Consider the following 13,745-nt stretch of genomic DNA (forward strand, 5'->3'; position numbering starts at 1 on the left):
TGATTAAGCTAGTTTGTCTGGCTTGGAAAGGTGTTGGGAGACACATGAGTGAGAAGAAGACGAGGCGGTCTTTTACCCCGGAGTATCGGCGTGATGAAAGCAAGCAGATGATTGAACTGCCTGACTTATGTGGAAGATCGTGAGAAAATACGGCCATGAGTAAAATCATTGGCGTTGATGTAGGCGGAACGAAGATTGCCGCGGGGCTCGTTGATGAGCAGGGCACGATCTTGAGAATGACCCGAAAGCCCACCGACACGGCCACCCCGGACTCGGTGGTAGAGACGATCTTGGAGGCTATCGCAGAATTGCGCGACGGCGGCGCTTCAGCCGTGGGTATCGGCGCCGCGGGCTTTATCAATTCTGACCGTTCGACTGTCAACTTCGCCCCGAACCTCAACTGGCGAAATCTTCCCCTCGGCCAGCGTGTGGCTGAGGCGACTGGCCTACACACCGTCGTCGAGAACGATGCGAACGCGGCCGCCTGGGGCGAATTCCGGTTCGGCGCGGCGCGCGAATACGGTTCGGCCGCCGTCATTACGGTAGGTACAGGCATCGGCGGTGGAATCATCCTCGGCGGGAAACTCCTGCGCGGCTTCAGCGGTTTCGCCGGCGAGATCGGGCACATCAACATGGTTGAAGGCGGCATCCCGTGCGGGTGCGGGCTACGCGGCTGCTGGGAGGTCTACTCTTCCGGAGGGGCCCTACTTCGGGCGGCCCGCAAGATCGCCCGCCAGGATCGCGAGCATTCGGCTGGCATGCTGGAACTGGCCGGGGGTGACCCGGAGGCGATCACCGGGACGATGATCACCCAGGCAGCCCAGAATGGGTGCAAGGGCGCCAACGACGCGTTCGCCGAGATCGGCAAGTGGCTCGGCCAAGGCATGGCCGATCTGGCGGCCATCCTCGACCCGGAGGCCTTCGTGCTGGCCGGCGGCGTTTCCGAAGCCGGCGACGTCCTGCTCCGCCCCGCCCGCAAGGCATTCCTCGAGCGGCTCACCGCTCGCGACTACCGCCCCGAGCCTCCGGTACTTCTTGCCTCCCTAGGCAACCACGCCGGCCTGATCGGAGCCGCTGACCTCGCCCGCGAATAGGTTTACCCGTAGGAAGGTCTGAAACCCTTGCCGGCCCTACATTGACACCGCTCGCCCAGCGCGCCTGTCACGCCCCGTAGGAACGCGAGCCGCGCCTTTGCTTATTCTTCGCCACCGGCTCCCAGCCGCGCGGAGTTTGGGCACCGCGCACGCCGTCCTCGCGCGAGCGATACACCACGTAGGGCCGAGTGGGGTACGCTACTGGCGCGGAGACAACATGGACCAGCCTCGTAAACGGCCAGATGGCGAAGAGGAGAAAGCCCGCGACCACGTGGAGCTTGAAGGAGGCGGGCACGCCGGCCATCAAAGCGGCATCAGGTTGGAAGGAGAGCACCGAACGCAACCACGGGCTGATCGTCTCGCGGTAGTCATACCCACCCGCCAGCACCTGGTTTTGTAGCGTAGCTATGAAACCGAGCGCGATGGGCAGGCAGAGCAGGGCGTACATGACGACGTCGTTGCGAGACGTCGCCAGTCGCACGGACTTGGTGACCAAACGGCGGTAGAGCAGGCCGAGGAGGCCGAGCACGGTCATCACGCCGGCCGTCATGCCACCCACCGTCGCCAACAGGTGGTAGGCATGCTGGGAGACTCCCGCCGCTTCCGTCCACGACTTAGGCACCAGCAAGCCCATCACGTGCCCCACGCCCACGAACAAAATACCCACGTGGAACAGCGGCGAAGACAGGCGCAACAGTTTCGATTCGAAGATCTGCGAGGAACGCGAGGTCCAACCAAACTTATCGTAGCGGTAGCGCCATACTAGACCCACCACCAACAACGCGAGCGCGAGGTAGGGAAAACCCGACCAGAGGAATGTTTCAAAAAGGTTCATCGAGCCGACTCCTTCGTCACCGGAAATGGCAGATCCTGAATACCGACAAGTTCGGAAGGTGGTCCCTCCATAACAAGCTTGCGAAAAGCGGCGGCGGCCCGGTCGTCGATCGGACCAAGCGTGGCCAGTACAGCGCGCATGACACTGGCCCACGGACTGTCCAAAGACTCGAGAGCCGCCCGTAGCACTTCAAGCCCCTCACGATTGACACCCAGCAGGTGCTGGGCGAGTTCGTCTCCGGTACGGGCAGACAGCTCAAGGACAGCCGGTAGATAATCCGGCAACTCCCCCTGCGCAACCCGCCATCCCGCGGCCTCAAATGCCTGCTGGAAAGTCACCAGCGCCATCCCGCGTTGGCGGGTGTCGCCCGTCGTGTAATAAGACAAGTACAGTGAACACTTGCGTCTGCGGTCGAAGGTGTCAACGTATGCCGCTTCGATCTGATCTAGGCTGAGCTGCTCGGCCCAGTCGAGGAATGCCTGAAACTCGTCGGCCACCTGCTCGTCCAAGGCCTCCAGTTCTCCCCGAATCACCGGGATCTGCTGCGCAAACGCGGCATCCGGGTAGTCCAGGAGCACGGCGGCGATCATGTGGGCTGTGCGGGCGGGGCCGGCCTGGTCGGCATTGAGGGCCTCCACGACGGCGTCGGTACTCATCTACGCACCTCCAACGGGATGAAGGTCTTCGTACCGGTGTTGCCACCCACTCCACCCATCCCGGGCCCGCCGAGGGAATCGAGCAAGCAGCCAAGCTCAAGCAAACCGCGTGGAGTCTCGGCCGAGGTCGTGGGGATGACATAGCGGTCGTCATACTTGGCAATAGCAAGCAGACGGTACATCTCCTCAAGGTGGGAGTTGCTCATGCCGACGGCGTCACTCGCAATATCAGTGCGCTCAAGGCCCAGGTTGACATCGCGCATATGCGAACGCATCGCGGCGAGCCGACGCAAGTAACGCTCCACGGGCCGAGTGTCGCCCGCGGTAAACAGACCGGCAAGGTAATCGAGCGGGATACGCATCGTGGCGATGGAGGTCAACAGGATTTTCGCGTCCTCACCGTCGGCGCCGGATTGAGTGACAGCATCGACAACCGGGGACAACGGCGGGATGTACCACACCATCGGCATCGTCCGATACTCGGGGTGAAGGGGCAGGGCCACCTCGTATTCCTCGATGAGCTTGTAGACCGGGGATTCTGCTGCAGCCTTGATCCAGTTTTGTGGCACGCCATTAGCCTCTGCCGCTTGGCGGACATGCGGATCCGTCGGGTCGAGGATGAGCGAACGCTGAGCCATGTACAGGTCACGCGGATCCTCAGTGGCGGCCGCCTCTCCTACACGGTCGGCGTCGTAGAGGAGAACACCAAGATAGCGCAGACGACCCACGCATGTCTCCGAACACACCGTGGGTTCACCCGCCTCAAGACGCGGATAGCACAGCGTGCATTTCTCGGCTTTTCCGGTGTAATGGTTGAAATAGACTTTCTTATAAGGGCAGGCGGAGATGCATTGACGCCAGCCGCGACACCCGTCTTGATCCACGAGCACGACGCCGTCCTCGGCGCGCTTATACATCGCACCCGACGGACACGCCGAGACGCACGTAGGGTTGAGGCAGTGTTCGCAAATGCGTGGCAGGTAGAACATGAAGGAGTCTTCGATCGAACGCTTGACCGCGTGTGTCATCTGCTCCAAGATCGGATCCTGGTGCATCGTCTCCATCGAGCCACCCAGGGAGTCATCCCAGTTCGGCCCCCATACCGGAGCGTCCATCGGATCGCCGGTCAGCTGCGACTTGGGCGGTGCAGTCGGTAGATTCTTCTGGCCACGTGGCGCCTGAAGGAGTTTGTCGTAGTCGTAGGTCCACGGCTCGTAGTAGTCCTCGATGCCGGGCAGGTCAGGGTTGGCGAAGATAGTGGCGAGCTTCCTCAGCCGCCCGCCCCCGCGCGGTCTAAGCTTGCCAGAAGCCGTGCGCTCCCAGCCGCCCTTGTACCTGTCCTGGTTTTCCCATTCTTTCGGATAGCCAACGCCGGGCTTGGTCTCGACGTTGTTGAACCACACGTACTCGGTTCCTTCACGGTTTGTCCAGGCCTGTTTACACGTGACCGAACAAGTGTGGCAGCCGATGCACTTGTCCAGATTCATCACCATTGCGATCTGTGCCATGACTTTCATCAGAACGTCACCTCCTGGGTGCGCTTGCGCAGAAGAGTTACTTCGTCACGCTGGTTTCCGGTGGGGCCGATGTAGTTAAAGCCGTAGGTCAGTTGGGCATGCCCGCCGGCCATATGGGTGGGTTTGAGCAGGATGCGGGTAAGCGAGTTGTGGATACCTCCGCGCTTGCCGGACACCTCCGAAATCGGGGTGCCGGTCACGCGCTCTTGGGCGTGGTGCATGTAGACCGTCCCTTCGGGCATCCTGTGGGAAACGACCGCGCGGGCAACGACAGCGCCATTACGATTGTAAGCCTCAACCCAGTCATTATCCTTGACGTCAATCTTGTCTGCGTCCTGTGGACTGAGCCAGATAGTCTGGCCACCACGACCGAGGGTTAGCATGTTGAGGTTGTCAAAGTACTGGGAGTGAATGGACCACTTGTTATGCGGGGTCAGGTAGCGTACGGCCACCTGAGCCACCCCATCCTCGTTCGATAGCTCGCCCACGACGGCGTCGCCATAAATACGCGCCAGGTCAAGTGGCGGTCGATAGACGGGAAGGGACTCGCCCATGGCGATCATCCAGTCGTGGTCGAGGTAGTAGTGCTGGCGGCCGGTGAACGTGTGGAAGGGCTTGAGGCGCTCGATATTGATGACGAATGCGCTGTAACGCCGACCGCCATGCTCCGATCCGGACCACTCGGGAGAGGTGATAACCGAACGAGGCTGGATCGTCGCCTCCCGGAAGGTGATGAGCTTTTCCTCTGCGCCTTCGGCAAGGTCGGCAAGGCGTTGACCAGTCTGTTCCTCGTACTGCTTGAATCCTTGCACGGCCAGGCGGCCGTTCGTGGCGCCTGCCAGGTGCATGACGGTGTCCGCAGCCTTGACCGCGGTGTCAATAAGTGGCCGCCCCGCGCCGGCTCCTTTGGTAGAGATGCCGTTGAGCGCACCCAGCTTACCGATCTCTTCGTCCGGGTGTAGAGCGATTCCCTTGATCGGTAGTCCCAGCTTCTCAGCCAAGGGCCCGAGCGCAACAAACTTGTTGTAAATCTCGGTGTAGTCCCGCTCCACGGGAACAAACTTGGGCAAGGTCTTGCCCGGAATGAGTTCGCGTTCGGCAAGCGGAGCGACGACGCCGTGCGGGAGGGCTAATTCGTCGGGGGTATCATGGCTGATGGGTGCCATGATAACGTCCCGACGAGTTCCCAGATGCTTGACCGCCATCTGTGAGACGAGGGCAGCAAGGGTTTTGAAAATCTCGAAGTCTGTACGCGCCTCCCACGGTGGGGTGACGGCTTCATTAAATGTGTGGACAAAGGGGTGCATGTCCGTCGAGGATATGTCCTCCTTCTCATACCATGTCGCCGCCGGTAGAACGACGTCGGAATAGAGCGTGGTGGAGGTGTTGCGGAAGTCAGCGGTGAACATCAGGTCAAGCTTGCCGACGCCGGGATTGTCCCGCCACGTGATGAGCTTGGGACGATCTTCCGGCGCAAGTTCGTTGGCTCGCACCGCATTATCGGCACCGATCATGTGCCGCTGGAAGAACTCGGCGCCCTTGGCTGAGGAACCCATGAGATTCGTTCGCCAGTTAGCCAAGATACGGGTGAAGTTGACCGGGTTATCCGGGTCAGTGCAGGCAAAATGGAGTCGATCCGCCTTTAGTTCGGCCACCACATACTCCCCCGGGGTCAGCCCGACCTCTTGAGCAGACTCCCCGATTTCCAGCGGGGAGCGGTCAAACTGCGGGAATGAGGGCATCCACCCCCGCTGGCTTGCTTCGATCAGCGTGTCGGCGTTTGTTAGCCCTTTCCAATCGGCCAGCGGGGAGCCAATCGCGTCCGCTTTCGCGCCGTCATAGCGCCACTGATCAGTCAGCAGGTACCAAAACCCGGTCGAAATCATCTGCCGGGCTGGCCGTTGCCAGTCCAGAGCCATTGCATACTGTTGCCAGCCGGCAATGGGGCGAACCTTTTCTTGGCCGACGTAATGAGCCCAGCCCCCGCCGTTCTTCCCCTGTGTGGCGCACATCGTGGTCAGCGCGAGGAAGGTGCGATAGATCGTATCGGAGTGGAAGAAGTGGTTTGTTCCGGCGCCCATGACGATCATCGACCGTCCGTCCGAATCGATCGCATTCTGGGCGAACTCGCGCCCGATGCGAATGGCTGCGTTCATCGGCACACCCGTGTGCTCCTCTTGCCAAGCGGGCGTGCCGGGCACGGTGGCATCTTCGTAACCCGCAGGCCACGTGCCCGGAAGGCCCTCTCTGCCCACACCATACTCGGCAAGGAGGAGATCGTAGACGGTGGTGACGTAGGTGTCTGCCACTTTGATCGCGGGCACGCCACGGGTAATGACGCCGCCGCCCACCGATTCGGTTGCGGAGTCCGGCAGGTCAAAACGCGGAAGAAGGATCTCTACGCCGGTCGCATCGGAACGGGAAGCTGCGGTGATGGCGGGATCGACGCCGTCGAGGGCAAGATTCCACCCTCCCTTGACAGAACTGTAACGGTCGGCGATCGTACCGCCCGGATCCACGATCTCCCCTGCCGTGTTGAGGACAAGCCCGCGGTGTTCGGGGTAGTCCTTCTCCCCCAACTCTCCCGGTTCGGGCAGATCAGTCACGGTGAGGAACTTTCCTGGGACGAAGGCGCCCTCGTGCTTGTCAAGCTTGACGAGGAAAGGAGCATCTGTAAATCGCTTCATGTAGTCGAGGAAGTACGGTTCCTGGCGCTTAACGTGGAACTCGTTGAGAATGACGTGACCCATCGCCTGCGCAAGTGCACCGTCGGTACCGGGGTTAACGCGCAACCATTCGTCACCAAACTTCGTGTTGTCCGCGAAGTCGGGCGAAATGGCTACGACCTTCTGCCCGTGGTAACGGGCCTCGGTCATGAAGTGCGCATCGGGTGTGCGGGTCACCGGGATGTTCGAACCCCACATAATGAGGTACTGGGCGTTGAACCAGTCGCCAGATTCCGGCACGTCCGTCTGATCGCCGAATACCTGCGGAGAAGCCGGCGGCAGATCCGCATACCAGTCATAGAAGGACAGCATCGTGCCGCCAAGCAACTCATAAAAGCGCGAGCCCGCCCCGTAGGAGATCATCGACATCGCGGGAATCACAGAAAAGCCGGCCATGCGGTCCGGCCCGTAGGTCTTGATTGTGTAGACGTGGGCGGCAGCGATCAGCTCATTGGCCTCATCCCATCCGACCCGCACCATCCCGCCCCGGCCACGCTGGGACTTGTATGCGCGCGCCTTGTCTGGATCTTCGACGATCGCACCCCAAGCCTCGACCGGGTCTTTCCCATCTGCCAGCTCGGCGCGATAGAGCTTGAGCAGCTCCCCGCGGATGTAGGGGTAGCGGATACGGGTGGGCGAGTACTCGTACCAGGCGTAGGACGCACCGCGCGGGCAACCGCGCGGTTCATATTCGGGCATCTGCGCACCAGTGGAGGGGTAGTCCGTCTCCTGGGACTCCCACGTGATGATACCGTCCTTGACGTAGACCTTCCAGGAACACGAACCGGTGCAGTTCACGCCGTGCGTTGAGCGCACCACCTTGTCATAGGCCCAACGGTCACGATAGAACCTATCCGCCTCCCGGCCGCCATCGAAAAAGATTTGCCGGGCGTCGGGTGAGATGTTGCCGCGCCGTAATTTCGAGCCGAGGGCAAAGACGCCAGCGGCGCTTTCCTTGTAGGTCATGTCGGGTCTGCCTTTCTATCCGCGCAAGGGTGCATTCGGCCGGGCGTAACGTACCCAGCAAACGATCGAACAGATGACGCAGAAAACCGCTGCGCCGAAGTAGAAGGTAGAGGCGGGCATGAGGGTCAGCGCCACGCCAACGAGGAACGGCCCGGAGGCGGCGATCGCGCCGGTAAAGCCAATCGCCCCGCCCGACTCAGATTTGGGCATGATCATCGGCATCTGCTTGAACGTTCCAGCGTTACCGATTCCAGCGAAGAAGAACATGGCCAGGCTGGACCATAGGTAGACATGAAAGTCACTCATCGTTTGCGGATCCATGAGCGCCCAGGCCGACAGGGCGAGAGTTAGCGCCATCCCCACACCAGATACCCAGGTCCACAGCCCACCCGTAAAACGGTCACACAGAGGACCCCACACGACGCGCACCAACGACCCGATGAGCGGGCCAAGAAAGGCGTAGGTGGCTCCTGCGACCGCGAGCTTGATGGCCGACGTCGGACCATAGTTGTTATTAATCAGCAAGCCGAATTGAGCCGACAGACCCGAAAAAAGGCCGAAGGTCATGACGTACAGGAGCGTCATATACCAGGTGTCGGGATTCTTGAGGAACACAAGCTGCTCGCGAATGTTCGCGTGTGCGGGAACGTCCTTGAGGCAGCAAAAGGCCAGTACGGCGGCCACGAGCGCCCACGGAACAAAGAAGATCGCCGGGTTGTAAACCCATATCGGTTCTCCCGCTCTGTCCATCTGCGGGGCGATCCACGTGATGCCAAACAGTGATGTGCCCATGAGAATTGGGCCGACGATCTGGATGATCGACATACCAAGGTTTCCAACACCGGCCTGCAAGTTGAGGGCCGTGCCAGCGATCCGCTTAGGGAAGAACATCCCCGTCGAAGGCATGTATCCGGAAAACGCTCCGCCACCGATCCCACACATGAAGGACAGTGTGAGCATCCACCAGTAGGGCGTATTCGGATTCTGAACCGCGAAGAACTAGCCGATCATGGGGACGGTGAAGAGGATGGAGGAGAGCCCTACCAGCTTGCGAGTTCCGATAATCTGCGGCATGAAAGTGTAGAGAATACGGAAAAGACAGGCTGCGAGGCCGGGCATGGAGGCAAGCTAGTAGAGCTGAGCCTTGGTCAGGTCGAAGCCGATCTCGTTCAGTTTCGGCGCTAGAGCCGAAACGAGGAACCACACACAAAAGCCAAGAATCATCGAGAATGTGGTGATGATGAGGGTGGACCAAGCTATCTTTGCGTCCCAGTTTTCTGGTCGCTCAGGAGCCCAGTTCTTCAGGGTCTTCCCCGAGGTATCGAGATGCCCGACTTCGCTCATGCCGATTCCAAACTGTCAGTAAACCATGCCCACATGGCACAAACCTCCACCATCATTGTCGCGCGTCATTTCTGCCCCTCATGACGCAACCACGCTAATATTATGCCACAATTACACCACGATTTATTGAGCTATTGTTCGGAATTACGCCAGTATCGCATGCTGTAATTGTAGATATGGAGCGCAAGCGAGGCAGAGACGCCAAGCCAGATACAATAAATCCGCACCCTCACGCAAGGACCTCACAGTGAATAAAATGCATAAGTCAGAAGCCGACAAGATCCGCGCAGCCATCATCACGGTCGATTCCCGCGTACTCGACGGCGTCAAATCCGATGCCGGAGCGCAAAAGGCTCGCCAGATCCTCGACAAGTCGGGCTACGACGTCGTTCGCCAAGCGATCATCGGCGACCTCGCCTCGCCCCTGCGCGGCGAGTTTGACCGGGCTCTCGAAGCCGGCGCTCGCCTCATCATCACAATCGGCTCAACCGGCGTCTCCGCACGTAACATTGCGCCAGAAACAACCGAGCGCCTCTGCGACGTTCAGCTACCAGGGGTGGCCGAACAGATCCGAAGCGAAGGCTTGAAAAACACCCCGCTGGCCGGCCTCAGCCGCGGAATCGTAGGAATCACCAGTCGCACGACGCGCGGCGCTGTCATCGTCAACTGCCCCTCCTCCACCGGCGGGGTGAAAGATGCGCTCACGGTTCTCCTGCCCCTCCTGCCCTACATCTACGAGCAGATGGATCAGACCGAAGCCTAGAGCCTAGCCGCAAAGCCTAGAGCCTAGCCTCGAGCGCCGCGAGGTCTTGTGGCGTGTCAACGTCTATGCACCAGTTCAGCGGGTCGGCGTTCGTCACCACGTCGAGGCCGGCGAACGCTGACCGAATCGACTTATCCCGCTCAAACGGTAGCGCGCGCAGCGCCCCGATCCTGTAGATGCCGTGCAGGTACTGTAGCCAGCCCTGGTCGGCCGCGGGCACGACGCCGCAGGGCGGGACGCTCCCCCCAGCCGGCCCCGCGCCCACGAGCTCGAGCCGCGCCAGTAGCTGGGGATAGAGCCGCGGCGCTAGCGGGGCGTCGCATGTTCCAAGCCCGACCACGGCGTCGTCGGAGAAACCGCACAACCGCTCCAAGCCGGCCGCTATACCCGCGAGCGGTCCGCCGTGGGGCGGGTCTTCCAGCGTACGGATGGCGCCCGCCGGCACCGCGACCCCTTCGGGGGCCACCACCACCGCCCGCCCGGAAAAACCGACACTCGCGAGCTCGGCAAAGAAGATGTCAAGCAGGCGCCGCCCACCCACCACGACGTCCGGCTTCGAGGCGCCACCCAGGCGCGCCCCCGTTCCCCCAGCTTGGACAATGACCGCGGCGAGTTCCATGCCATCAGATTACCGGCTCTTCTCACCCGGAGGCGTGGTTTGGGCTGGAATCCGCCGGTCGCGTGGCCGTACGGGGGTGCAGGTGCCCGACGTAACTCAGGAATCTGGAGCCTACCAGGCCCATATAGCGATCGGCAGCCTAAATCCTCAAGTGAAGTGTCGGGGACACGCCCGTAGGCAAGTCCCCTGGCGGCCATACGGCCGCCAGGGGTGGTAGCTGTCAAGAACCCGCACCCGTTGCCACACACGAATTGGGAAGGGCCAGATTCTGCAGGCACGAGCGGGGCAAGAAGAAGGCGGGGAATCCGGAAATTCCCCGCCTCATCAGCACCTGATTACCCGTGGGCCGATCGGTCGATTAATCCTCGTTCGGATCGGCCTCCGCGTCGGCCTGGGTCTGGTGAACCGTGCCCGGCTCGTGGTCCGGCACCGCGTAGATGGTGTAGAGCTTGAGCGGCTCATCACCAATGTTGGTCACGTTGTGCCACGCGCCGTCCGGGACGAAAATCGCGTCGTCGTCCTCCACGATGCGCTCGAAGTCCAGGTTGTCCTCCGCCGGACCCATCTGGCACTTGCCCTTGCCCTGCTCGATGCGCAGGAACTGGTCGATGCCGTGGTGGACCTCGAGGCCGATGTCTCCGCCAACCGGGATCGACATGACAGTCATCTGGAGGTGCTTGCCGGTCCACATCGTGGTACGGAAGGTGTCATTCTTGAGGGTCTCGCTCTCCATGTCGAGAACCCATGGCTTCTTGCCCTGGTCGTCATATACGCCTGCGTACTGCATTGTGCTGTGTCCTCCTCTAAAGACTTGCTTGATTCCATTATCCCGTGCGTACCCGTCCCCTGGCACACACTTCGCTAACGAAATAATTAGGCAAGCCTAAGCCCCGCCCCGCCCGGACTCACGCACACCCACCACCCAAATCAACGCCGCAACCAGTAGGATCGCCCCAGAAAAAACGTAGGCCAGCAGGTATCCGGAGTGGTCGATCATGAGCCCCGCGGCGATCGGACCGAGGATCTGGCCCAGGTCGGAGGACTGTTGGAAGAAGGATACGACGTTCGACCCCGGCCTATCCCCAATAATGTCGGCCACCGCGCCCTGCTGCGATGGCTGGATCGCGCCCGAGCCGAAACCGCCCATGAACGACGCCACCAGGATCAACAACGTCGAATCCCACACGCCCATGAGCACCGTGAAGACGCCCGAGATGACCAGGCCTGCCACCACCAGATACTTGCGCCCGTACAGGTCGGACAGGTAACCCGATCTCGTCAGGGCCAGTCCGTTGCCCGCCGCAAACGCCATGAGTGCCGCGCCCGCCAGCCACGTTGGCGCCCCCGGAATGGCCGACGCCAATAGCGGCACCACCGCCACGCGCACCCCGAAGTTCGTCCATCCCTGCGCGAACGCCGTCAACAACACGATCTTGAAGCGCCGCAGTTGAAAAGCCTCGCGGACCGTCATCGGCTTGGGCTCATGTATCGCCTCGCCGACGCCGGCCTCATTCCCAGCGCCAGTGCCGAGTCTCGCCCCGCCCTGAGCGACGGACGCCGGGATGGCCACGAACACGATCACGGCGGCGACCAGCAACATCGCCGCGTAAATGACGAACGGCCAGCGGAAACCGAGCGGGGCGAGCACGCCGCCCACAGCCGGTCCGAGGATCGAGCCGAGGAGGAATCCAGACCCGTAGGCCGCCGAGGCGCGCCCGCGCGCGTGCACGGGCGAGAGCTTGATGATCAGCGACATTGCCGCCACGGTAAACATCACCGAGCCCACTCCGCCCAGCGCCCGCACCACGAGCAGCTGCCAATAGCTCTGCGCAGCGGCGCTCGCCGCAGAGGACGCCGCGACGATCACAATCCCGGCCATGTACATACTCCGTTCGCCGAAGCGTGCGGATAGCGCGCCAGATGCCGGCGCAAAGGCGAGGCGCATGAAGGCGAAGGCTGAGACGACAACCGTGGCGAGCGTCGTCGTGACACCAAAGCTCTTAGCAAACTGAGGTAGGACGGGGGCGACGATGCCGTAACCGAGCGAGACCGCCAGCGCGGCGGCGACGAGCACCCAAATCTCGCGGGGAAGTTCTAACCGTGACACACGGTCATTCCTACCACTCGCCGGCAAGCAAGCCAACCGCGCGGGCGGCCCTGATCCTAGGGCGAGTGCGGGGTGTCCGGCTTTGCCAAGTTCGCGAAAAGATTCGGCAGGGCCGCGATCCGAGGTGCGGCTTCGTCGCCCTCATTTTTAAAAAACTCAGGCAGGAAGGTTTCCGCCTTGGCCGCGTCGGCGAGTACGAGTCGGAGGTGCTCCTGCATTCGCGAGGTCGCAAGATCGACGTCGCCGGCGAGGACGGAGTCGAAGATCGCCCTGTGTTGCTCGTAATAAAAGCTAATTGGGGAGACTTCTTTAAAGCCGATGATGCGCGCGCGATCGAGGTGCACCTTCGTTTCGCTGATGATCTCCCAGGCGGCTCCGTGACCGGCAATCCGCATGAGGGTCGCATGGAACTGTTCGTCGAGGAGGAAGAAGGTATCCGTCTCGCCGTCGGCAACCGCGCGCTCCTGGGCGGCCAGGTTCTCCTCGACCTGCGCCACCTGCTCCGCAGAAAGCGGCAGGCTGAGCTGGCGCAGCGAGGCGCATTCGATCGCCTCGCGCGCAAACTGCGAGGCGCGCACGCGCGTCATGTCCACACGTGAGACGTAGGTGCCCACGCGCGGGACGACGTCCACGAGGTGCTCCTCAGCCAGCCGGAGGATCGCTTCCCGGACCGGCGTACGCGAGACCCCTAGCTGCGCGGCGAGGTCGTTTTCCGAGATCGGCATACCAGGCAGGTAGACAAGGTTGATGATGCGCGAACGAACGACGTCGAGCACCCGTTGCCGAACACTCTGTGTGGATGCCATGCCACCTCCTCCCAATCACTCGTGCCGCCCGATGGCGCCTTTGACGCGACGGGACACGGCATATTGTGCGGCGGGCACGCCGCTATGTTACTGTGTGGCGGGCGCGCCTCCGCGTTTCGATCCTACGGCATGAGCCCGGCCTCAATTCTTCAATCCTGACACTACGCGGGCCAACTGGAAGCCACAAAAGGGACTATTTCGCCTACCAGATTCGACCCGATAGTGACTTTGCCGACACAGCTTCTCATTTCTTGTATACAAGACTAGTATTTCACGCGTAACGGCACATAGGGCTTAGTACACGACGACGTC

General features: G+C 61.5%; 10 protein-coding genes and 1 pseudogene. 2 read left to right on the forward strand and 9 right to left on the reverse strand.

Annotation, left to right across the window (positions count from 1 at the left end):
- The first annotated feature begins 155 nt into the window (after nucleotides 1-155).
- Nucleotides 156-1,094, forward strand: coding sequence for an ROK family glucokinase (locus J2S45_RS10140; protein ID WP_270976088.1), 939 nt, complete (start codon nucleotides 156-158; stop codon nucleotides 1,092-1,094).
- 67 nt (nucleotides 1,095-1,161) lie between these two features.
- Here the strand turns inward: J2S45_RS10140 and narI are convergent, their stop codons facing one another.
- From narI to J2S45_RS10165, 5 genes and pseudogenes are all read right to left on the reverse strand, one after another.
- Complete coding sequence (gene narI, locus J2S45_RS10145; RefSeq protein ID WP_270976090.1) at nucleotides 1,162-1,929, reverse strand: respiratory nitrate reductase subunit gamma; 768 nt, start codon at nucleotides 1,927-1,929, stop codon at nucleotides 1,162-1,164.
- Nucleotides 1,926-2,585, reverse strand: coding sequence for a nitrate reductase molybdenum cofactor assembly chaperone (gene narJ / locus J2S45_RS10150; RefSeq protein ID WP_270976091.1), 660 nt, complete (start codon nucleotides 2,583-2,585; stop codon nucleotides 1,926-1,928). The genes narI and narJ overlap by 4 nt, the downstream gene beginning before the upstream one ends.
- The gene (narH, locus tag J2S45_RS10155) at nucleotides 2,582-4,102 is read right to left on the reverse strand and encodes a nitrate reductase subunit beta (protein WP_307635327.1); all 1,521 of its coding nucleotides are present in this window, start codon (nucleotides 4,100-4,102) and stop codon (nucleotides 2,582-2,584) included. Before narH ends, narJ begins: the two co-directional genes overlap by 4 nt.
- Complete coding sequence (locus tag J2S45_RS10160) at nucleotides 4,102-7,794, reverse strand: nitrate reductase subunit alpha (protein WP_307635328.1); 3,693 nt, start codon at nucleotides 7,792-7,794, stop codon at nucleotides 4,102-4,104. Before J2S45_RS10160 ends, narH begins: the two co-directional genes overlap by 1 nt.
- A 15-nt stretch (nucleotides 7,795-7,809) precedes the next feature.
- Nucleotides 7,810-9,138: pseudogene (locus J2S45_RS10165) on the reverse strand (nitrate/nitrite transporter).
- 256 nt (nucleotides 9,139-9,394) lie between these two features.
- Between J2S45_RS10165 and J2S45_RS10170 the strand changes: the two are divergent.
- Nucleotides 9,395-9,901: a MogA/MoaB family molybdenum cofactor biosynthesis protein gene (locus J2S45_RS10170; protein WP_307635329.1), complete on the forward strand. Its 507-nt coding sequence runs from the start codon at nucleotides 9,395-9,397 to the stop codon at nucleotides 9,899-9,901.
- A gap of 16 nt (nucleotides 9,902-9,917) precedes the next feature.
- Here the strand turns inward: J2S45_RS10170 and mobA are convergent, their stop codons facing one another.
- From mobA to J2S45_RS10190, 4 genes are all read right to left on the reverse strand, one after another.
- Complete coding sequence (mobA, locus tag J2S45_RS10175; protein WP_307635330.1) at nucleotides 9,918-10,520, reverse strand: molybdenum cofactor guanylyltransferase; 603 nt, start codon at nucleotides 10,518-10,520, stop codon at nucleotides 9,918-9,920.
- A gap of 358 nt (nucleotides 10,521-10,878) precedes the next feature.
- On the reverse strand, nucleotides 10,879-11,307 hold the full coding sequence (locus J2S45_RS10180) for a cupin domain-containing protein (protein WP_270976103.1): 429 nt from the start codon (nucleotides 11,305-11,307) through the stop codon (nucleotides 10,879-10,881).
- Between the two features lie 96 nt (nucleotides 11,308-11,403).
- On the reverse strand, nucleotides 11,404-12,627 hold the full coding sequence (locus J2S45_RS10185; protein WP_307635331.1) for an MFS transporter: 1,224 nt from the start codon (nucleotides 12,625-12,627) through the stop codon (nucleotides 11,404-11,406).
- Nucleotides 12,628-12,683: 56 nt separating this feature from the next.
- On the reverse strand, nucleotides 12,684-13,433 hold the full coding sequence (locus tag J2S45_RS10190) for a GntR family transcriptional regulator (RefSeq protein WP_307635332.1): 750 nt from the start codon (nucleotides 13,431-13,433) through the stop codon (nucleotides 12,684-12,686).
- Between the last annotated feature and the right edge of the window lie 312 nt (nucleotides 13,434-13,745).

Origin of the sequence: Trueperella abortisuis (genome assembly GCF_030811095.1) — a bacterium.
Classification (GTDB): Bacteria; Actinomycetota; Actinomycetes; order Actinomycetales; family Actinomycetaceae; genus Trueperella; species Trueperella abortisuis.

Coding starts and splice junctions, on each gene's coding strand:
- J2S45_RS10140 (WP_270976088.1), top strand. CDS start 156: ATGAGTAAAATCATTGGCGTTGATGTAGGCGGAACGAAGATTGCCGCG.
- narI (WP_270976090.1), bottom strand. CDS start 1,929: ATGAACCTTTTTGAAACATTCCTCTGGTCGGGTTTTCCCTACCTCGCG.
- narJ (WP_270976091.1), bottom strand. CDS start 2,585: ATGAGTACCGACGCCGTCGTGGAGGCCCTCAATGCCGACCAGGCCGGC.
- narH (WP_307635327.1), bottom strand. CDS start 4,102: ATGAAAGTCATGGCACAGATCGCAATGGTGATGAATCTGGACAAGTGC.
- J2S45_RS10160 (WP_307635328.1), bottom strand. CDS start 7,794: ATGACCTACAAGGAAAGCGCCGCTGGCGTCTTTGCCCTCGGCTCGAAA.
- J2S45_RS10170 (WP_307635329.1), top strand. CDS start 9,395: ATGCATAAGTCAGAAGCCGACAAGATCCGCGCAGCCATCATCACGGTC.
- mobA (WP_307635330.1), bottom strand. CDS start 10,520: ATGGAACTCGCCGCGGTCATTGTCCAAGCTGGGGGAACGGGGGCGCGC.
- J2S45_RS10180 (WP_270976103.1), bottom strand. CDS start 11,307: ATGCAGTACGCAGGCGTATATGACGACCAGGGCAAGAAGCCATGGGTT.
- J2S45_RS10190 (WP_307635332.1), bottom strand. CDS start 13,433: ATGGCATCCACACAGAGTGTTCGGCAACGGGTGCTCGACGTCGTTCGT.